General features: G+C 71.3%; 14 protein-coding genes and 2 pseudogenes. 4 read left to right on the top strand and 12 right to left on the bottom strand.

Annotation, left to right across the window (positions count from 1 at the left end):
• The first annotated feature begins 43 nt into the window (after positions 1-43).
• Positions 44-436 carry a PIN domain-containing protein gene (locus ACZ4W9_RS21595; RefSeq protein ID WP_467938137.1) on the top strand — a complete coding sequence of 131 codons (393 nt, stop codon included), beginning with the start codon at positions 44-46 and terminating at the stop codon, positions 434-436.
• Between the two features lie 85 nt (positions 437-521).
• Here ACZ4W9_RS21595 and ACZ4W9_RS21590 read toward each other — a convergent pair whose 3' ends face one another.
• The 10 genes from ACZ4W9_RS21590 to ngcE all read right to left on the bottom strand — a co-directional run bounded on the left by ACZ4W9_RS21590 (position 522) and on the right by ngcE (position 14,114).
• Positions 522-1,997, bottom strand: coding sequence for an ArnT family glycosyltransferase (locus tag ACZ4W9_RS21590; protein ID WP_467938135.1), 1,476 nt, complete (start codon positions 1,995-1,997; stop codon positions 522-524).
• 64 nt (positions 1,998-2,061) lie between these two features.
• Positions 2,062-3,585, bottom strand: a complete 1,524-nt coding sequence (locus ACZ4W9_RS21585; protein ID WP_467938133.1) for an amino acid permease — start codon at positions 3,583-3,585, stop codon at positions 2,062-2,064.
• Positions 3,586-3,733: 148 nt separating this feature from the next.
• Positions 3,734-5,665: a 1-deoxy-D-xylulose-5-phosphate synthase gene (gene dxs / locus ACZ4W9_RS21580; RefSeq protein WP_467938131.1), complete on the bottom strand. Its 1,932-nt coding sequence runs from the start codon at positions 5,663-5,665 to the stop codon at positions 3,734-3,736.
• Between the two features lie 156 nt (positions 5,666-5,821).
• Positions 5,822-7,138, bottom strand: a complete 1,317-nt coding sequence (locus tag ACZ4W9_RS21575) for a sugar ABC transporter permease (RefSeq protein ID WP_467938129.1) — start codon at positions 7,136-7,138, stop codon at positions 5,822-5,824.
• Positions 7,135-7,935 (bottom strand): ATP-binding cassette domain-containing protein, encoded by an 801-nt coding sequence (locus tag ACZ4W9_RS21570; protein ID WP_467938127.1) that lies wholly within the window; start codon positions 7,933-7,935, stop codon positions 7,135-7,137. Before ACZ4W9_RS21570 ends, ACZ4W9_RS21575 begins: the two co-directional genes overlap by 4 nt.
• 195 nt (positions 7,936-8,130) lie before the next feature.
• The gene (locus ACZ4W9_RS21565; protein WP_467938377.1) at positions 8,131-9,240 is read right to left on the bottom strand and encodes a substrate-binding domain-containing protein; all 1,110 of its coding nucleotides are present in this window, start codon (positions 9,238-9,240) and stop codon (positions 8,131-8,133) included.
• A 133-nt stretch (positions 9,241-9,373) separates the two neighbouring features.
• Positions 9,374-10,573, bottom strand: coding sequence for an ROK family transcriptional regulator (locus ACZ4W9_RS21560; RefSeq protein WP_467938125.1), 1,200 nt, complete (start codon positions 10,571-10,573; stop codon positions 9,374-9,376).
• Between the two features lie 205 nt (positions 10,574-10,778).
• Positions 10,779-11,708, bottom strand: a complete 930-nt coding sequence (locus ACZ4W9_RS21555; RefSeq protein WP_467938123.1) for a carbohydrate ABC transporter permease — start codon at positions 11,706-11,708, stop codon at positions 10,779-10,781.
• Positions 11,709-11,712: 4 nt separating this feature from the next.
• Positions 11,713-12,639 (bottom strand): carbohydrate ABC transporter permease, encoded by a 927-nt coding sequence (locus ACZ4W9_RS21550; protein WP_467938121.1) that lies wholly within the window; start codon positions 12,637-12,639, stop codon positions 11,713-11,715.
• 29 nt (positions 12,640-12,668) lie between these two features.
• The gene (ngcE, locus tag ACZ4W9_RS21545; RefSeq protein WP_467938119.1) at positions 12,669-14,114 is read right to left on the bottom strand and encodes an N-acetylglucosamine/diacetylchitobiose ABC transporter substrate-binding protein; all 1,446 of its coding nucleotides are present in this window, start codon (positions 14,112-14,114) and stop codon (positions 12,669-12,671) included.
• 341 nt (positions 14,115-14,455) lie between these two features.
• Here ngcE and ACZ4W9_RS21540 point away from each other — a divergent pair, with 341 nt between their 5' ends.
• Complete coding sequence (locus ACZ4W9_RS21540) at positions 14,456-18,259, top strand: GH92 family glycosyl hydrolase (protein WP_467938117.1); 3,804 nt, start codon at positions 14,456-14,458, stop codon at positions 18,257-18,259.
• 46 nt (positions 18,260-18,305) lie between these two features.
• A pseudogene (locus tag ACZ4W9_RS21535) lies at positions 18,306-18,635 on the top strand (GDP-mannose 4,6-dehydratase); the annotation flags it as partial.
• Here ACZ4W9_RS21535 and ACZ4W9_RS21530 read toward each other — a convergent pair.
• Positions 18,613-18,816 (bottom strand): annotated as a pseudogene (locus ACZ4W9_RS21530) (dTDP-glucose 4,6-dehydratase); the annotation flags it as partial. The pseudogenes ACZ4W9_RS21535 and ACZ4W9_RS21530 sit on opposite strands and share 23 nt — an antisense overlap.
• 240 nt (positions 18,817-19,056) lie before the next feature.
• Here ACZ4W9_RS21530 and ACZ4W9_RS21525 point away from each other — a divergent pair.
• The gene (locus ACZ4W9_RS21525; RefSeq protein ID WP_467938115.1) at positions 19,057-20,007 is read left to right on the top strand and encodes an alpha/beta hydrolase; all 951 of its coding nucleotides are present in this window, start codon (positions 19,057-19,059) and stop codon (positions 20,005-20,007) included.
• Positions 20,008-20,022: 15 nt separating this feature from the next.
• On the opposite strand, the gene ACZ4W9_RS21520 is transcribed toward ACZ4W9_RS21525, so the two are convergent.
• Positions 20,023-20,610, bottom strand: a complete 588-nt coding sequence (locus tag ACZ4W9_RS21520) for an NADPH-dependent FMN reductase (RefSeq protein WP_467938113.1) — start codon at positions 20,608-20,610, stop codon at positions 20,023-20,025.
• Positions 20,611-20,980: the final 370 nt, after the last annotated feature.

Here is a 20,980-nt window from a genome sequence, read left to right as displayed (position 1 = left end):
ACGGGGCACGCCCCCCGGGCTCGGCCCGTGCGACCCTTGCGGTATGACCGGCCCCCTCGACGCCTCGCCCCGCCCCGCCCCGCCGCTCGTCATCGTGGACGGCGCGAACGTCGTCGGATCGCGGCCCGACGGCTGGTGGAAGGACCGCAGGGGAGCGGCCGAGCGGCTGCGGGACCGGCTGGCGGGCGAGGGCCTGCCCGGGCGTGCGGGGCCGGTGGAGATCGTGCTGGTGGTCGAGGGCGCGGCCCGGGGCGTGGCGTCGGTGCCGGGCGTGCGGGTGGAGTCGGCGCCGGGCAGCGGTGACGACCGCATCGTGGAGCTGACCGCCGGCAGCCCCGGCCGCCCCCGCCTGGTGGTGACCGCCGACCGCGAACTGCGCCGCCGGGTGACGGAACTGGGCGCGGAGGTGACGGGCCCCCGCACGGTCCTGGGCTGAACCGCACCCGCGACGGCCAGCCCCCGGGATCCCCGCTCCGGGAGCCGCGGCCGCCCCGCCACGCGGAACGCCGCGTCGCGTGCCGCTACGGCCCCGCGCCCGGCCGTGCCGCCGCGCGGGCGTACAGGACCGCGCCGTCCACCCGGGCGATCTCCGTGTACCGCGTCGCCAGGAGGCGGCGCAGGGTGGGGAGGCGGGCGGGGGCGTACGGCTCGCCGCGGGAGTCGTCGGCGATCAGGGCGGGGGTGTGCGCGGCCAGTTCGCGGCGGAAGACGGGCCAGGTGCCGGGGACGGCGTACGCCTCGCCGACCCGGGAACCGTCCCGGCCGCCGCTGTAGTTGGTGAGCAGGCCCGCGGTCAGGTAGCGGGTGGCGGGGGTGCGGCCGGCCAGCCAGTACGTCTCGGGGTGTATCCCCCACACCAGGACCCGGTCGCCGGGTGCCGTGCGGTGCGCGAGGGCCGCCGCCAGCCGTTCGGCGTGCGCGAGTTCGGGGCGCGGGGCGAGCAGGCCCCAGCCGATGAAGAGGGCGCAGGCGCAGCCGGAGGTGACGACGGCGGATAGGCGCCGCTTCCCCGGCAGGACGTGCAGCGCGGCCGTGGCCAGCAGTGTGAGCGGCGGGAGGAGTTGCAGGTAGTAGTGGCCGAAGAAGTGGCAGCCGGCGGCCACGGCGACGGCCGAGGAGCCCAGCCACGGCCACAGCCAGTGCCACGGCTCGCCCGCCCGGGCCCCGGCGCCCCGCACGGCCCGGGCGATCGGCGGGAGCAGTCCCGCCGAGGCCGCCGCGAGGATCGCCGTGTTGGTCAGGGCGCGGCCCAGGACGTGGAGTGCGGAGCCGGTGACGGAGGCGTAGGCGGCGGAGCCGGTCACCGTCCAGAACAGGAAGCCGGCCGGGTCCGTCAGCAGGGCCGCGCCGAGCACGGGCGCGAGGAACCCGGCGGCGAGCCGGGGCAGGCCCGCCCGGACGGCACCGCGCCGGCACAGCAGCCAGAGCACCGGCAGCAGCACCGCGCCGCCGGTCTGCTTGGTCAGGAACGCGGCGGCGACGGCGGCCCCGGCCGGGCCCCAGCGCCCCCGGTCCGCGCACCACGCGGCGGCGGCCGTCCAGGGCAGTATGAACACCTCGAAGGTGGCGGCCTGCGCGTCCTCCGGGTTGAGCCCGACCGACACCAGCAGGTACAGCACCCCGGCGGTGCGGCCGGCCCGGTCGCCCCAGTGGCGGCGGGCCAGGGAGGCGAGCAGCACGGCGGTGAGCAGCTGGGCGAGGACGGCGAGGATCCGCAAGGGGGTCAGGGAGCCGGAGCCGCACAGCGCGAACGCGGCCTCGTACAGCCAGGGCAGCAGCGGCGGCTTGCGGTCCACCACCGTGTCGTAGAGCCGCCCGCCCTGGGCGAGCAGCCCGGCCTCGACGGCGAGGTAGCCCTCGTCGGGGTTCCACAGCGGCCGGACGAAGGAGGGGATCCGGGTGACGCAGGCGAGGACCGCCAGCAGGGGAAGCAGCCGCGTCCAGTACGCCGTCCGGGTGATCGCGGTCCGTGCGGGGGCGAGCGGGGCGGCGAGCATGGTCAGCACGCTATCCGGCCCCGGGGCGCTCTTCCGCGAGGGGCGTACGGGGTGTCGGCGGGTGTCAGGGGGCCGGTCCGGCGGGCGGGCGCGGGGCCTCGTCCGCGGCGGCCCGCTCCCGCGTGGCGAGCCGGCTGTGCGAGCGGCCGTAGAGGAAGTAGACGACGAAACCGATCAGCATCCAGATCGCGAACCGCAGCCAGGTCTCCGCGGGCAGGTTCAGCATCAGCCACAGGGAGGCGAGCACCGACAGCACCGGGACCAGCGGGACCAGCGGGGTGCGGAAGGCCCGGGGCAGGTCGGGGCGGGTGCGGCGCAGGATGATCACGCTGAGCGCGACCACGGCGAAGGCGAAGAGGGTGCCGATGTTCACCAGTTCGGCCAGTTCGCTGAGGCTGGTGAAGCCCGCCACGACCGCGATGACGACGCCGAGCAGGATGGTCGACCGGTAGGGGGTGCGGAACCTCGGGTGGGTCTGGGAGAAGAACCGGGGCAGCAGCCCGTCCCGGCTCATCGCGAAGAACACCCGGGACTGGCCGAGCAGCAGGATCATGCACACGGTGGTCAGGCCGACCGCGGCACCGAAGCTGATCAGGCCCGCGTACCAGGGGTGCCCGGTGGCCTTGAACGCGTCGGCGAGGGGCGCCTCCACGGACAGCGAGCTGTACTTCTGCATGCCGGTGACGACGATCGACACGGCCACGTACAGGGCGGTGCAGATGACCAGGGAGCCGAGGATGCCGCGCGGGACGTCGCGCTGCGGGTGGCGGGTCTCCTCGGCGGCGGTGGCGACGACGTCGAAGCCGATGAAGGCGAAGAAGACCACGGAGGCGGCGGTGAAGACGCCCATGACGCCGAAGTGGGAGGGGGCCCAGCCGAACATCAGCTGGATCAGGGGGGCCTTGAGGCTGCCGCCGGCCTCGGCGGGCTGCTCCTTGGGTATGAACGGGTGGTAGTTGGCGCCCTTGACGAAGAAGGCGCCCGCGATGATCACGACGAGGACCACGACCACCTTGACCCCGACGACCACCGAGGTGACCCGCGCGGAGACCTTCATGCCGACGACGAGGATGGCGGTGAGCAGCAGGACGAGCGCCGCGGCGAGGATGTCGAAGCCGAAGCCGGTGGCGCCGTCCCGGCCGCCGAGCGCCCCGGGCAGGTGCCAGCCCCAGTTGTCGAGCAGCGAGTGGATGTAGCCGGACCAGCCGACCGCGACCACCGCCGTGCCCAGCGCCAGCTCCAGGACCAGGTCCCAGCCGATGGTCCAGGCGGGGAGTTCGCCGAGCGAGGCGTAGGAGAAGGTGTAGGCGGAGCCGGCCACCGGGACCGTGGAGGCGAACTCGGCGTAGCAGAGGGCGGCGAGCGCGCAGGCCGCGCCGGCCACCACGAAGGACAGCGAGACGGCGGGGCCGGCGGTGTTCTTCGCGGCCGTGCCGGTGAGGACGAAGATGCCGGTGCCGATGATGACGCCGACGCCGAAGACGGTCAGGTCCAGGGCGGACAGTGATTTCTTGAGCGCGTGCTCGGGTTCCTCGGTGTCCTGGATGGACTGCTCGACGTTCTTCGTCCGGAACAGCGTGCTGCTCACGAACCCACCTCCCACGCTTGCCGGGCCCCGACATGATCGAGAGGGCCGGTGGTGCGGTTTGCCCCGGCACAGGCAGGTTCACCCAAACGGGCCGGTTCCGCCACCGGGGGAGGCGGCGGGACCGGCCCGTCGGGCACGTCGGCTCACGCTAGTCGCGCGCGGGTTCCACGGAGTTCACGGTGTCGTCCGTGCGGTCGGCGGGGAGGCCGTCGAGCTTGGCGACCAGCCCGGTGACCTGGCGGGCGATGTCGGGCGCGGTGAGCCCGATCTCGGCCATGACCTCGGCGCGGGAGGCGTGGTCGAGGAAGCGCGGCGGGATGCCGAAGTCGCGCAGCGGCACGTCCACGCCCGCGTCCCTGAGGGCCTGGGCGATCGCGGAGCCGACACCGCCGACGCGGCTGTTGTCCTCGACGGTGACGACGACCCGGTGCCGCTCGGCCAGCGGGGCCATGGCCTCGTCGACGGGCTTGACCCAGCGCGGGTCGACCACGGTGGTGGAGATGCCCTGCTTGTCGAGCAGATGGGCGATCTCCAGGCACATCGGGGCGAGGGCGCCCACGGAGACCAGCAGCACGTCGGGGCCGTCGGTGCCGGGCTCGCGCAGCACGTCCATGCCGCCGACCCGGCCCACGGCGGGTACGGCGGGGCCGACGGCGCCCTTGGAGAAGCGCACCACGGTCGGCGCGTCCTCGACGGCCACGGCCTCGCGCAGCTGGGCCCGCACCTGGTCGGCGTCGCGCGGCGCGGCCAGCCTGAGTCCGGGTACCACCTGGAGGATCGACATGTCCCACATGCCGTTGTGCGAGGCGCCGTCGGTGCCGGTGATCCCGGCCCGGTCCAGCACGAAGGTCACCCCGCACTTGTGCAGGGCCACGTCCATGAGGACCTGGTCGAAGGCGCGGTTGAGGAAGGTGGCGTACACCGCGAAGACCGGGTGCAGCCCGCCGTAGGCGAGGCCCGCCGCGGAGACGGCGCCGTGCTGCTCGGCGATCCCGACGTCGTAGACCCGCTCGGGGAAGCGCCTGGCGAACTTGTCCAGGCCGACCGGCTGGAGCATGGCGGCGGTGATCGCGACGATGTCCTCGCGCTCCTCGCCGAGCTTGACCATCTCCTCGCCGAAGACCGAGGTCCAGTCGGCGCCGGAGGTGGCGATCGGCAGCCCGGTGTCCGGGTGGATCTTGCCGACGGCGTGGAACCGGTCGGCCTCGTCCTGGAGGGCGGGCTGGTAGCCGCGGCCCTTCTCGGTCAGGCAGTGCACGATCACCGGGCCGCCGAACCGCTTGGCCCGGGTGAGCGCCGACTCCAGGGCCTCGATGTCGTGGCCGTCGATGGGGCCGACGTACTTCAGGCCCAGGTCCTCGAACATGCCCTGCGGGGTGATGAAGTCCTTCAGCCCCTTCTTGGCGCCGTGCAGGGTCTCGTACAGCGGCTTGCCGACGACCGGGGTGCGGTCGAGGATGTCCTTGGTGCGGGCGAGGAAGCGTTCGTAGCCGTCGGTGGTGCGCAGGGTCGCCAGGTGGTTGGCGAGGCCGCCGATGGTCGGGGCGTAGGAGCGTTCGTTGTCGTTGACGACGATGACGAGCGGGCGGTCCTTGGCCTCGGCGATGTTGTTCAGCGCCTCCCAGGCCATGCCGCCGGTCAGCGCCCCGTCACCGATGACGGCGACGACGCGGTTGTCCCGCTCGCGCAGCTCGTTGGCCTTGGCGATGCCGTCGGCCCAGCCGAGCACGGTGGAGGCGTGGCTGTTCTCGATGACGTCGTGCTCGGACTCGGACTGCGCCGGGTAGCCCGACAGGCCGCCCTTCATCTTCAGCCGGGAGAAGTCCTGCCGGCCGGTGAGGAGCTTGTGCACGTAGGACTGGTGGCCCGTGTCCCACAGCACCTTGTCCTCGGGCGAGTGGAAGACCCGGTGCAGCGCGATGGTCAGCTCCACCACACCGAGGTTCGGGCCGAGGTGGCCGCCGGTCTTGGAGACAGCGTCGACGAGGAAGGTGCGGATCTCCTCTGCCAGCTGGTCCAGCTCCTCCAGGCTGAGCCGGTCCAGATCGCGCGGTCCCCTGATGCGGGTCAGCAGCGGCACCCGTGCCTCCTTGAACTAGAGCTGATCGAGCTGTTGCCGGGCTCGCCCGAGTCTAATGCCGGGCCGGACGGGCACCCCGAAGGGGCGCGGAGAACCGTGTGACCAGCCACGACGGGCCGGTACGCGGTCACTCCGCGCCCCTGGGGCGAGCGGGTGCTAGGCGCGGCCCGCGGTCTTCTGCGTCTTGCGCGTGAGGGAGTCGATCACGACGGTGGTCAGCAGGACGGCGGCGGTGATCATGTACTTCACCGGCTCCGCGATGGACTGGAGCTGCAGGCCGTACTGGATGGACACGATCACCAGCACGCCCAGCAGCGCGTTCCAGGTCCGGCCGCGCCCGCCGAAGAGGGAGGTGCCGCCGATGACGGCCGCGGCGATCGCGTTCATCAGCAGGTCGCCGGTGCCGGCGCTCTGGTTGGCCGAGGCGATCTTGGAGGCCAGGAAGAGGCCGCCGACGGCCGCGAACCCGCCGGAGACGGCGAACACGGAGATCCGGACCGCCGTGACGTTGATGCCCGCGCGCCGGGACGCCTCGACGCTGCCGCCGAGCGCGAAGACCTTGCGCCCGTAGGTGGTGCGCCGCAGCAGGAAGTCCGTCGCGACCAGGAACACCAGGAAGACGACCGTGGCCAGCGGCAGGCCCTTGTACTGGTTGTACATGTAGGCGGCGGCGAAGGCGACCACGGCCAGCAGCACCGTGCGCAGCACCGTGTCGCTCAGCGGCCGGGACGGGATGCCCGCGGCCTCCCGGCGCCGGTTGCCGAGGAAGGAGGTGAGGAAGAAGACCGCGACCACGATCACGGCGAGCCCGTAGGCGGCGGCGATGTCCGAGAAGTAGTACGTGGTCAGCTTGGCGACCAGCCCGTCGCCGTCCAGGTTGATCGTGCCGTCCTCGCCCAGCACCTTCAGCATGAAGCCGAGCCAGAACAGCAGGCCGGCCAGCGTGACGGCGAAGGCGGGGGCGCCGAGCACCGCGAAGAAGAAGCCGTGCAGCGCGCCGATGGCGACACCGGCGGCGATGGCGAGCAGGACGGCCGCCCATTCGGGCCAGCCCTGGTTGACCGCGAGGACGGCCATCAGGGCGCTGGCCGCGCCGCTGACCGAGCCGACCGAGAGGTCGATCTCGCCGAGCAGCAGCACGAAGACGATGCCGACGGAGATCATGCCCGTGCCGACCATCGTGATCGTCACGTCGTTGATGTTCTGCGCGGACAGGAAGTTGGAGTTCAGCACCTGGAAGATCACACAGATGATCGCCAGGCCCACGACGACGGGCAGCGAGCCCAGCTCGCCGGCCTTCATCTTGCGCTTGAACTCGTGCCAGTAGCCGAGCAGGCCCTCTTCCTGCACCAGCAGGCGCGGGTCGACGGCGGTGACCGCGGCGGCGGCGGCCTCGGGGTTCTCGACCGGGGTCGCGTCCTGTGCGGGCGCCTTGCCGAGGTCGGTGGCGGAGGTCTTGTCGATGCTGCTCACTGGGAAGCCTCCCCGTTCGCGCTGGACGTGCGCGCGGCACGGCGGGTCACGGCGTTGTCGGTGGCGCCGGTGATGGCGGAGATGATCTCCTCCTGCGAGGTCGTCCTGACCTCGAAGACGCCGTTGTTGCGGCCGAGGCGCAGGACGGCGACCTTGTCGGCCACCGCCTTCACGTCCGCCATGTTGTGGCTGATGAGGATGACGGCGTGGCCGCGCTCGCGCAGCCGCTCGACCAGGTCGAGCACCTGGGCGGTCTGCTCGACGCCGAGGGCCGCGGTGGGCTCGTCGAGGATGACCAGCTTGGGGTCGCCGAGCATGGAGCGGGCGATGGCCACGGTCTGGCGCTGACCGCCGGAGAGCGAGGCGATCGGGATGCGGACGCTCGGGATGCGGATCGACAGCGTGGTGAGCAGCTCGCGGGCGCGGCGCTCCATCTCGACCTCGTCCAGCACGCCCCACTTCCGCAGCTCACGGCCGAGGAAGAGGTTGCCGACGACGTCGATGTTGTCGCACAGCGCGAGGTCCTGGTAGACCGTCGCGATGCCCAGGGCCTGGGCGTCGTGCGGCTTGCTGATCGACACGGGCTTGCCATCCCACTCGATGGCACCCTCGTCGATGGGGTGGACGCCGGCGATCGTCTTGACCAGCGTGGACTTTCCGGCGCCGTTGTCGCCGACCAGGGCGACCACCTCACCGGCGTGGATCTCGAGCTCTACGTCGGTGAGCGCCTGAACGGCACCGAACCGCTTGGAGACCCCGCGCAACGCCAGCACGGGCGTAGCGGACACGTGAACCATCTCCTTCGCCGCCTGACCCGGCGGGAGGTTGTGCAGAAGTTTGGGGGGAAGTTCCGTCCGGCGCCCCGGGCCGAGCTTGCGGGGCTGTGTGAATGCGCCGGGGGCGCCGGAGGAGCCTGGGTGCGGCCGGTCGTCGTCCGTGCCGGGGCGTTCAGGGGTCGAACGCCCGCGGGCCGGGAAGGGACCGGATGCCGCTTACTTGCTCAGGCCGAGCTTGTCGCAGGCGGCCTTGTACTTGCCGGAGCAGATCTCGTCGACGGTGTAGATGCCGTCCTTGACGACGGTGTCCTTGATGTTGTCCTTCGTCAGGGACACGACCGGGACCAGCACGGACGGGACGTCCTTGGCGCTGGCGCTGGAGACCTTGTCCTTGGCGATGGAGTCGAGGCTCTCGCCCTTGGCGAGCGCGACGGCCATCTGCGCGGCGGTCTCCGCCTCCTGCGGGTACGACTTGTACACGCTCATGTACTGGTCACCGGTGACGATGCGCTGCACACCGGCCAGCTCGGCGTCCTGGCCGGTGACCGGGATGTCCAGGCCCGCGCCCTTGAGGGCGGTGATGATGGCGCCGGCCATGCTGTCGTTGGCGGAGTAGACGCCCACGATGTTCTTCTTGCCGACGGCGGAGAGGGCCGCCTCCATCTCGGAGTTGGCGTTGTCCGGCGCCCACTCCTTGGTGTCGTACTCCTTGGCGATGGTGACCTTGCCGTCGAGGACGGAGTGCGCGCCGTCCTTGAACTGCTTGGCGTTGGGGTCGGTCACCGAGCCGTTGATCATGACGATCTTGGAGGACTTGGTGGCCTTGTCGCCCAGTGCCTTCAGCAGCGCCTCGCCCTGGGTCTTGCCGACCTCGACGTTGTCGAAGGAGGTGTAGGCGCTGATCGGGCCCTCGGCGAGGCGGTCGTAGGCGACGACCTTGATGCCCTGGTCCACGGCCTTCTTGACCGAGTTCTGGATGGCCTTGGCGTCCACCGCGTCGATGATCAGGACGTCCACCTTGTTGGTGATCATGGTGTCGACCTGCTGGGCCTGCAGGTTGGCGTCCTGGCGGGCGTTGTTGTACTCGACCTTGCCCTTGCCGCCGGTCAGCTCGCTGACCTTCTTCTCGATCATCGGCCGGTCGAACTTCTCGTACCGCGCGGTCTTGTTCTCCGGAAGGAGCAGACCGACCGTGATGTCGTCGCCCTTCTTGGCGGACGACGCGGAGGAAGAGTCGTCGTTGCCCTTCGACTCCTTGGCGCTGCCACAGGCGGCCAGCGAAACGGCCATCGCACCCGCGGCAACGGCAACGGCGGCACGACGCATACGTGCGTTCACTTGAGAAACCTCCCTGACGAGGCCGCGTCGTTGCGGCCGAGGTGGCTGGAAGTCAACTCGGCCACACGTGCGACGTCAAGAAGTAAATCCTTAACGAGATGGCAACGGTGCCATCCGTTCTCTAAGTGAAGGCAGGCGCCGCGGCGGACAGGGAGCCCTCCAAAAGGGTGGAATCCCCCATCTCGCTGAGCGCGAGGGCGAGCGCCCCGAGCACCTCCGCACGGCCGCCAAGTGCCCCGGGCAGTACGGACAGTTGACGGGCGGCGCTGGGGATGGCGTAGCGGCCGACGGACTCCCTGATCGGCCCGAGCACCAGCTCCCCGGCCTCGGCCAGATCGCCGCCGAGGACCACCCGGCTCGGGTTCAGCAGATTGCAGAGATTGGCCACTCCGCTGCCGATGTGACGGCCCACGTCGGCGACCACGCGGCGGCAGCCCGGGTCCCCGTCCCTGGCCAGCCGGACGATGCCCTCCATGGTCAGGTCGGGTCCGTGACTGGGCTGGAGCAGCGGCAGCACATAGCGCGCCGCCGCGAAGGTCTCCAGGCAGCCCCGGTTGCCGCAGCGGCAGACCGGGCCGGACTCGTCGAGCGTGATGTGCCCGATCTCGCCGGCCGTGCCGCCCGGTCCGCGGTAGATCTTGCCGTCGATCACCAGACCGGCGCCGACACCGCTGGCCACCTTGATGTAGGCCAGGTCGCGCACGCCCTTGCCGCTGCCCCAGACCAGCTCGCCGAGCGCGCCGAGGTTGGCGTCGTTGTCCACGTGCACGGGTACGCCGAGCCGCTCGCGCAGTTCCTCGGCGGGCTTGGTGCCGCCCCAGCCGGGCAGGATCGCGGTGGACCCGAGGGTCCCGGACTCGACATCGATCGGGCCCGGTACGCCGAGGCCGACGCCGGCCACCTTGGTCCGGTCCACGCCGGTCGCCGCGATCAGCCGGTTGACCAGCTGTTCGGCGCGGTCGAAGCCCTGGTCGGCGGAGGCGTCGACGTCCAGCGGCTCGGCTTCCTCGGCCAGCACCTGGTGGGCGAGGTTGCCGACCGCGACGCGCAGATGGGTGTGCCCGAAGTCGACCCCGATCACGATGCCGGCGTCCCCGCTCAGGCTGACGCTGCGGGCCCGCCGCCCGCCCGCCGAGGTGGGCGTGACCTCGACGGTTCCGCCGTCCTTCAGCTCCCGCACGATGTTGGAGACGGTCGCTGCGGACAGCCCGGTCGTCCGCGCGATCTCCGCCTGAGTGAGGGACCCGGCCAGCCGTACGGCCCGGACCACCCGCTCCAGGTTGGCTCGGTGCAGCGACGACTGCGACCCTGGAGTCTCCACGACGACCTCCTGAGCGCGGGGCCGCTTCGGCGAGGCCCCGTGTATGTCCAACTAGTGAACTCTAAGCTGAGCCGTTCGGGGCGACTCCCGTCAAGAGGTTGAACCGTTTCCGGGTCACCCGCGCACGGCGGCGCACACCGCCCCGGACGCCGGAACGGTGTGCGCGCACGCAATCACGGGGCGTGTCCCCGCCGGGTGGCCGCGGCTACTTCAGCGCCCCCGCGGTGAGCCCCTGCACCACCTGCCGCTGGAAGACGACGTACGCCGCGAGCACCGGCAGCATCGCCATGACCAGCCCCGCGAACAGCCCGGACCAGTCGCCCTTGTAGCCCTGGCTGACCGCGAGCTGGACCAGGCCCTGGGTGAGGACCTTCTTGTCCGGGTCGGTGTTCAGCACCGTGGGCAGCATGTACTGGTTCCACTGGCCGAGGAAGTTGAAGATGCCCACGCTGATCAGTCCGGGCTTGGCCATGGGCAGCATGATCTGGAAGAACGTACGCGTGTGCGAAGCGCCGTCCACGAAGGCCGCCTCCGCCACCGAGGTGGGCAGGGTGCGGAAGAACGCCGTGAGGAAGAACACCGTGAACGGCAGCGAGTAGGCGATGTAGACCAGGATCAGGCCGTGGATCGTGTTCAGCAGGCCCATGTTGTTCACCACGTAGAACAGCGGGACCAGCGCGAGCATGACCGGGAAGCTCATGCCGCCGACGAACAGGTAGTAGAGGAAGCGGTTGCCCGGGAAGTCGAACCGGGCCAGTACGTAGGCGGCCATCGAACCGAGCACCAGGGTGCCGACGAGCGAGCCGCCGACCACCAGGACGGTGTTCAGGAAGTAGTCGCTCATATGGGCGTCGGTCCAGGCGCGGGACCAGTTGTCGAAGTGCAGGCGGTCCGGCAGGGACCAGGGCGAGCCGAAGATGGAGCCGTCGTCCTTGAAGGACGTCATCACCGCCCACACCAGCGGCAGCACCACCATGATCGCCCAGATCACGAGGACGCCGTGGGAGAAGACGTTGAGGACGGTCCCCTCCTTCCGCTGCCCGGCGGACCGGCGTCCGGCCGGGTGCGGGTCCGTCTTGCGGACGGTGGCGCCGGACTCGGCCGGCGGCGGGACGGGGGTCGCGGTCGTCTTCATCGGTTCAGAACTCCAGCCGCTCGCGACGGCCCAGCCGCATCACGATCGCCGCGAACGCGAGCGTGACGATCAGCAGGGCGACGCCGATGGTGGTGGCGTACGCGGCCTGACCGTCCCGGAACGCCTTCTGGTACACGTAAAGGACCATCACGGTGGTCGAGTAGTCCGGCCCGCCCGGTCCCGTCGTCATGATCTGCACGACCGCGAACGACTCCGCGCCGAGCGCGAGGATGCCCATGTAGACCCAGCCGGAGCGCACGGTGTCCCACAGCAGCGGCAGGGTGACGCGGAAGAAGGTGGTGGCGCGGCTCGCGCCGTCCAGCAGCGCCGCCTCGTACAGCTCGGCCGGGATCGAGGCCATGCCCGCGGAGAACAGGACCACGAAGAAGCCGACCGTGGACCACACGAGCACCGCCATCACGCACCACAGGGCGAGGTCCGGATCGCCCAGCCACAGCGGCTGCACGCCGTCGAGGCCGACGCCGCGCAGCAGCGAGTTGATCGCGCCGCTGTCCGGGTTGTACGCGAAGGCGAACAGCAGCGAGACGATCGCGATCGAGAGCACCTGCGGAAAGAAATAGACGATTTTGTAGAAGGCAGAGCCCCGCACCCCGGAAATGACGGGGCCGCCCCTTCTCCGCCGTCCGCCCACATTGATCATGAAGGCGAAGAACAGCGCCAGGCCGAGCGTCAGCACCGGCAGCACCAGAGCGAACAGGAGACTGTGCCACAACGACTTCCAGAAGATGTCGTCGTCCAGCATCCTCTCGTAGTTGTCGAACCCGACCATCTTGAAATCGGGGCTGAGGCCCGTCCAGTCCGTGAACGAGTAGTAGACGGACTGGATGAACGGCCATACCACGAAGAGCGCGTACAGTCCCAGGGGCAGTGCCAGAAACCCCACGATGAACCGGTACTTGCCGTGCTGCATCGCCACTCCGGTGCTGTCAGGGTGCGGGATTACTGGTGCTTGTAGTGCTTGATGGAGGTGTCCTTGGCCGCCTCGTCGGCGAATGCCTGGATCTTCTTGACGGCCTCGGCCGGGGTCAGCCGGCCGGCCATCATCTCGCCGAGACCGGACACCCCGATCTTCTCCTTCTGCAACTGCACGTACCAGTCCTGGAGCCGGGGGTTCACCACGTTGTCCCCGGCCTTCTCCAGGGCCGCGACACCGGACTTCAGGCCCGGGGTGAGGGTGATGCCGGAGGTGCCGCCGTCGAACGCGGTCAGCGACTTCACCTTGGACGTGAAGTTCTTCGAGGACGCCTCGGAGAGCATGATGCGCAGCTGCTCCATGCCGCCCTCGGCGTTCTTCGCCTTGGCCGGGACGATGAAGGGCTCGCCGCCGGAGGCCCAGATGGTGCCGAACGGCAGCTTGTCGGCGCTGTCGAGGCCGGAGGGCGCGGAGACGGCGAGGCCGAAGTCGGACGGGATGACGTTGGCCGACTCGTTCTCCACCCAGGAGCCGTTCGGGAGGAACAGCGCCTTGCCCTTGGCCCACGCGGTCTGCGACTGGATGTGGTCCAGACCCGGGGTGCCGCGGAGGACGTAGCCCTTCTTGTACAGCTCGTAGTAGGCCTCGAAGCAGGCCTTGACCGCCGGGTGCTTCCAGGCGTTCGGCTCCAGGTTGTCGATGGCGTCGAGCACCTCGCGCCCGCCGACCTTGGCGATCATCGGGTACAGCGAGAAGGGGATGTAGTACGGGTACTTGCCCGCGTAGGTCCAGCCGGCGATGCCCTTCTTCTTGGCCTTCGCGCACAGCGCGAGCATGTCGTCCCAGGTCTCCGGGTAGGCCGCGTCCAGGGAGTCCAGGGCCTTCTGGGAGTACCAGACGCCGTAGACCGTGTAGGCGTAGTACAGGATCCAGACCGGGTCGCCGTCGAACTGGCCCATCTCCACGATGCCGGGGCGCAGCGTGTCGCGGACCTTCTTCTTCGGGTCGTCGTACGACGGCGCGTCCAGCAGCGCGGTGAGGTCGGCGAGCTGGTTCTTGCCGACGAGGACGCCCATGTCCATCTGCTCGGCGCCGGAGTTGTCGATGAGGTCCGGCGGGGTGCCCTGGTTGAAGCGGGGCTGGAGGGTGGACTGGATCTTCTGGGTGGCCGCGAACTTCACCTCGGCCTTGGGGAAGCCGTGCTCGTAGATCTTGACCGCGTCCTCGGCGTACTCCTTGCCGAAGCCGCCGTCGAAGAGGACGAATTCCATGCCCTCGGCGTCGTTGACGCCGAGCGGGTTCTCGGCGGTCTTCTTGCCCTGCTTGGCCTTGCCCTGTCCGTCGCCGCCGCTGCTCGCGCAGGCGGACAGCAGGCCCATTCCGGGCGCGGCGACCAGACTCAGCGCCGCCGAACGCTTGATCAGATCACGACGGCCGACGCCTTCGGCACCGTGGTGCGCAGTGGATCCCATGCTCAAGTCCTCGCCTTCTCCAGGACTCAGGCGGTGAACCGGATCCTCCCCGGCACCGCAGGTCGGGTCGTGCAGGGTCGTGCGGGAAACGCCGACAGGTATAGTCCACTTACCGGCGGCGGACAAGATCGAGTGCACGGTTCCCCCTGGGTCTTTTCCGAGTTGAGACCTGCCGGAAATATGAGCCCGCGCCAGGTGCCGCGCGGGAAAAACTCGCGACATCACTCCCTGAATGCCGCAGCCAACGCCCTTGACATCACCGGCAACTTGACCACCTACTGGTTCTCGCGCCCCGTAGCTGACAACGTTGTCCGAAGGGGTGCAGGAGGAGAAATCCGTAGATGCAGCGGAGAACTCGGCACAGATGGGGTCCGGCGGCCGCCCTCACGGCCGCCTTCGTCATGGCCGTCGGCGCGCAGGGCGCGGCGGTCGCCCGGCCGGCCAGGGCACCGGCGCCCGACCGGGAGTTCGCCTCCTCGTTCGAGGCGGGCGAACCGGCGCCGGACTGGCTGAACACCGTGGACACCGGCCCGGACGGAGCCGAGCGGGCGTCGGGCGTCGACGGCGGTTACGGCACCGGCATCCCGGGCAACGTGACCGACCGTGTCACCGAGGTCCGGGCCGGCGGCGAGAACGCGGGGGCCGGCGAGGTCAAGGAGAACCTCGTCGACGGCGAGCCCGGCACCAAGTGGCTGACGTTCGAGCCGGCCGGCTGGGCGGAGTTCGACCTGGACAGGCCGGCCGGGATCGCGACGTACGCGCTCACCTCGGCCAACGACCACGCCGAACGCGACCCCAGGGACTGGACCCTGAAGGCCTCCGCCGACGGCACGCACTGGACGACGGTCGACACCCGCTCGGGCGAGACCTTCTCCGAGCGGTTCCGGACCCAGTCGTACGACCTGGCCGAACCGGCCCTCTACCAGCACTTCCGGCTGGAGGTCACGCGGAACAACGGCGCCCCGGACATCCTGCAGCTCGCCGATGTGCAGTTCTCCACCGGAGGCGGCGGCGGTCCGGTGCCCGAGGACATGCTGACCCTGGTGGACCGGGGCCCGAACGGCTCCCCGACCGCGAAGGCGCGGGCCGGGTTCACCGGCAGACGCGCCCTGCGCTACGCCGGCCGGCACACGGCGGAGGGCCGCGCCTACTCGTCCAACAAGGTCTTCGACGTGAACGTGCGGGTCGGCCGCGACACCGAGCTGGCGTACCGGATCTTCCCGTCGATGGCCGACGGCGACCGCGACTACGACGCGACCAACGTCTCGGTCGACCTGGCCTTCACCGACGGCACCTACCTCAGCGACCTGGGCGCCCTGGACGACCACGGCTTCCCGCTCTCCCCGCGCGGGCAGGGCGCGTCGAAGGCGCTCTACGTCAACCAGTGGAACGACGTGGCCGCGCGGATCGGCCCGGTCGCGGCCGGCAGGACCGTCGACCGGATCCTGGTGGCGTACGACTCCCCCGGCGGCCCGGCGAGGTTCCGCGGCTGGCTGGACGACGTGACCCTGCGGCCGGTGCCGCCCGAGCGGCCGAAGGCGCACCTGTCGGACTACGCGCTGACCACCCGGGGCACCCACTCCAGCGGCAGCTTCTCGCGCGGCAACACCTTCCCGGCGACCGCCGTGCCGCACGGCTTCAACTTCTGGACGCCGGTGACCAACGCGTCCTCGCTGAGCTGGCTGTACGAGTACGCGCGCGCGAACAACGCGGACAACCTGCCGACCATCCAGGCGTTCAGCGCGAGTCACGAGCCGAGCCCGTGGATGGGCGACCGGCAGACCTTCCAGGTGATGCCGTCGGCCGCGGCCGGCACCCCGGACACCGGCCGCGAGGCGCGCGAACTGGCCTTCCGGCACGAGAACGAGACCGCGCGGCCGTACTACTACGGGGTCCGGTTCGAAAGCGGCCTCAAGGCGGAGCTGGCCCCGGCCGACCACGCGGCCGTGCTGCGCTTCACCTACCCCGGCGACGACGCCAGCGTGCTGTTCGACAACGTCACCGAGCAGGCCGGGCTGACGCTCGACACGGAGCACGGGACCGTCACGGGCTACTCGGACGTGAAGTCGGGCCTGTCCGCGGGCGCCACCCGGCTGTTCGTGTACGGCGAGTTCGACAAGCCGGTGACGGACGGCGGGACGAAGGGCGTGCGGGGCTATCTGCGCTTCGCCGCGGGCGCCGGCCGCACCGTCACCCTGCGCCTGGCGACCTCGCTGATCGGCGTCGCCCAGGCGCGGGAGAACCTGCGCCGGGAGATCCCGGACGGCACGTCCTTCGGCACCGTCAAGGCACGCGCCCGGCACGCCTGGGACGAACTGCTCGGCAAGGTCGAGGTGGAGGGCGCGAGCGCGGACCAGCTCACCACGCTCTACTCCGGCCTGTACCGGCTGTACCTGTACCCCAACTCCGGCTTCGAGAAGGTCGGCGGCAAGGACCGCTACGCCTCCCCCTTCTCCCCGATGCCGGGCCCGGACACCCCCACGCACACCGGCGCGAAGATCGTGGACGGCAAGGTGTACGTCAACAACGGCTTCTGGGACACCTACCGCACCACCTGGCCGGCCTACTCCTTCCTGACGCCCACCCGGGCCGGTGAGCTGGTGGACGGTTTCGTGCAGCAGTACAAGGACGGCGGCTGGACCTCCCGCTGGTCCTCCCCCGGCTACGCCGACCTGATGACCGGCACCTCCTCGGACGTGGCGTTCGCCGACGCCTACGTCAAGGGCGTGCGGTTCGACGCGGAGGCGGCGTACGACGCGGCCGTGAAGAACGCGACCGTCGTCCCGCCCGCGCCGGGTGTGGGCCGCAAGGGCATGGCCGCCTCCCCCTTCCTCGGCTACACCCCGACCGACACGCACGAGGGCCTGTCCTGGGCGATGGAGGGCTACGTCAACGACTACGGCATCGCGAGGATGGGCGAGGCGCTGTACGCGAAGACGGGCGAGAAGCGCTACCGGGAGGAGTCGCGGTACTTCCTGAACCGCGCCCGCGACTACGTGAAGCTGTTCGACACCGGGGCGGGCTTCTTCCAGGGCCGGGACGCCAAGGGCGGCTGGCGGGTGGACTCCGCGAGGTACGACCCGCGGGTGTGGGGCCACGACTACACCGAGACCAACGGCTGGGGCTACGCCTTCAGCGTCCCGCAGGACAGCCGGGGCCTGGCCAACCTGTACGGCGGACGGCGGGGCCTCGCCGACAAGCTGGACGCGTACTTCGCGACCCCGGAGACGGCCTCCCCGGAACACGTGGGCTCCTACGGCGGGGTCATCCACGAGATGACCGAGGCGAGGGACGTCCGGATGGGCATGTACGGCCACTCCAACCAGGTCGCGCACCACGTGCTGTACATGTACGACGCGGCCGGCCGGCCGTGGAAGACGCAGGCGTATGTGCGCGAGGCGCTGTCCCGGCTGTACACCGGCAGCGGGATCGGGCAGGGCTACCACGGCGACGAGGACAACGGCGAGCAGTCGGCCTGGTACCTGTTCTCCGCGCTCGGCTTCTACCCGCTGGTGATGGGCGGCGGCGAGTACGCCATCGGCTCCCCGCTGTTCAAGAAGGCGACCGTGCACCTGGAGAACGGCCGGGACCTGGTGGTGCGGGCGCCGCGGAACAGCGCGAAGAACGTCTACGTCCAGGGGGTGCGGTTCAACGGCCGCCCCTGGGCGTCGACTTCGCTGCCGCACTCGCTGCTGGCGAGGGGCGGGGTACTGGACTTCGCCATGGGCCCCGAGCCGTCGGCCTGGGGCACGGGCGAGGACGCGGCACCGGTCTCGGTCACCCGGGACGACAAGGTGCCCGAGCCCCGCGCGGACGTCCTGCGGGGCGAGGGCCCGCTCTTCGACGACACCTCGGCGACGAGCGCGACGGTGACCTCCGTCGGCCTGCCGGTGCGGGGCGCCGTGAAACCCGTCCAGTACACGCTGACCTCGGGTGCCGACCACGGCACGGCGCCGTCCGGCTGGACCCTCCAGGGCTCCGCCGACGGCACGGCCTGGCGGACCCTGGACCACCGCACCGGTGAGGTGTTCGCCTGGGACCGCCAGACCCGCGCCTTCACCATCGCCGCACCGGGCACGTACACCCGCTACCGCCTGGTCCTGGACGGCGAGTCCACCCTGGCGGAGGTGGAACTCCTGGCCTGACCCGCCCGACGGCCACGCGGGCCGGCCCGCCGGAGACACTGCGTCCATGAGACTGCTGGTCACCGGCGGAGCCGGGTTCATCGGCTCGCACTTCGTGCGCACCCTGCTCGACGTCGGCTACCCGGGCCACGGGGCGTCCCGGGTGACCGTCCCCGACAAGCTCACCTAAGCCGGCCACCGGGACAGCCTGCCCGCGGCGCACCTCCGGCTGGAGTTCGTGCGCGGCGACATCTGCGACGCGGAGCTGCCGGAGCGGCACCCAGACCTGCTGGACGCCTGTCTCACGGCCGGCACCGGGCGGTTCGTCCATGTGTCCACCGACGAGGTCTACGGCTCGACACCCGAGGGCTCGATCACCCGCTGCTCGAAGTGGCTGCACGTGGACGACCGCTGCCGGGCGGCGCCGCACAGCGCGAGCAGTCGCTCGGTGACCTCCCGGTCTCGGCGAGCCCCCGCTCGAAGGGGATCTGCGGGGTGTAGCCCAGCTCCTCGCGGATCGTGCCGTCGTCCCGGGCGTAGCGCAGGTCGTGCCCCTTGCGGTCGGGCACCCGCCGCACCCACGGCCAACCCCGCCTGGTGGAAGGCCGTCCGCCCGGCCCCGCGCCTCCCGGAGGGCGGCGTCCGCTGAGCCGTATGGCCGGGTCCGCCGTACGGCCACTCGCGCCGCACCGGCGTGTGCGGCGACGGCGGACTCCAGGACGGCTTGGTAGAAAGGCACCGCGAAACGACCGTTCGCTTCGCGGACCGCCGCCCCACCGCACCACACGTCACCGCGCCGCCCACGACAGGAGCTACCCATGGTGCAGGCCGTACCGCCGCCAGGGCTCACCCGTCCGGACTCCCCCACGCCCAGAGCGCCCGCCCCGCCCGGCCCCCGGGAGCTGACGCTCGACGGCGGTGGCGGCGTACGGCTGTCGGGGCTGCTGGCCGAACCCGCGGCCGGGCAGGCGCCCCGGGCCGTGGTGGTCGCCCTGCACGGCAGCGGCATGCGGGCCGGTTACTTCGACAACCGGGCGCGGCCGGGCCTGTCGCTGCTGGAGCTGGGCAGCCGGCTCGGCTACACCGTGCTGGCGCTCGACCGCCCGGGCTACGGCGCCTCGGCCGCCGCGCTCCCGGCGGGGCAGGACCTCGCCGGGCAGACCGCCACGCTCGGCGCGGCCCTGGCCGACTTCGCCGGGCGGTGGCCGTCCGGCGCCGGGTTCCTGCTGCTCGCCCACTCCGGCGGCGGGCGGCCGGCGCTGTCCCTCGCGGCGGCCGGCGCCCTGCCCGGCCCGCTGATCGGGCTGGACCTGTCCGGCCTGGGCAACGCCTTCGCCGTGGAGCCCGACCAGTTGCCCGGCGCCGGCGCGCCCGGGGCCTGGCGGCGGCACTGGGGGCCGCTGCGGCTGTACCCGCCGGAGGCCTTCCGGCAGGGGCAGCGGCTGGTGGCCCCGGTGCCCGCCACGGAGGCCGGCGAGACGTTGGCGTGGCCCCGGACGTATCCGGAGCTGGCGGCCCGGGTGCGGGTGCCGGTCCGGTTCACGTTCGCCGAGCAGGAGCAGTGGTGGCGCACCGACGAGGAGGCGGTGCGTGCCCTGCTGGCACCGCTCGCCGCACCGCGCACGGTGGTGGACCGGCTGCCCGACGCCGGGCACAACATCAGCCTCGGCTGGGCCGCCCGCACCTATCACCTGCGGGTCCTGGCCTTCCTGGAGGAGTGTCTGCTGGCCCACGAGGCGGCGCCGCCCACCCGTCCGCCCGCCGGCTGACCACCGGCCCGCGGCTCAGCCCGCGTAGGGGCGGGCGGCGCGGCCCTCACGCAGCGTCAGGCCCCACCAGGCGAGCTGGTCGAGCAGCACGGAGGCGGCCTTGCCGGCACCGGCGGCGTCCCGGAGGCGGCCCCGCTCGTCGAACCTCTCCCCGGCCATGGGGAAGCTGACGGTGTCGCGCAGGGTGACGGCGTGCAGTTCGGCGAAGACCTGCCGCAGCTGCTCCACGGCCCGCTGGCCGCCGGCCATGCCGCCGTAGGAGACGAAGCCGACGGGCTTGGCCCGCCACCCGGCGTAGACGTAGTCGAGGGCGAGCTTCAGCGAGGCCGGATAGCCGTGGTTGTACTCGGGCGTGATGACGACGTACCCGTCGAGTCCGCCGATGCGCTGGGCCAGGGTGCGGGTGCCCTCCCGTGGCTCGGCGGGGTCCAGGGTGAGCTTCAGTTCCTCCACGAGCGCCGGTTCGGAGAGGTCGACGACGTGGACGTCCATGTCCTCGCGCCGGCCGATCTCGGTGAGGAACCACTGGGCGATCGTGTCGGCGAACCGCCCGGTGCGCACACTGCCGATGACGACGCCGATCTTCAGCGGGGCCGTGGACATGGGGCAACTCCTCGTATGGGTCGGGAAAAGGGAGGGGCGAGCGGGGATGACACGGGGAAGCCGGCGGCCTGTGGCTCGCCGTCGCCGGCAACGGGACGAACGTAGAAGCTCAAGTCCACTTGAGGTCAAGGGCCGGTCAAGCGAGGCGCCCGTCGCTTCCTCTCGGCCACCCCCGGGCCACACGGGCCCCGGGGGTGGCCGGGCGCGCCGGCGGTACCACAGAGGGCCGCCCGCGCTCTCACCGGCGCACGCCGGGTTCACCCGGTCGGGCTAGCTGTACTGACCCGTGAGGTTGGGGACGCGGCTGGCGGGTGGTTGCCCTTTCAGCGCGGTGTGTCCGCGGTGGTGATTGTAGGTGTGCAGCCACTGC

The organism is Streptomyces sp. NPDC029296 (assembly GCF_055569255.1).
This window is presented reverse-complemented; position numbering and strand designations above follow the sequence as displayed.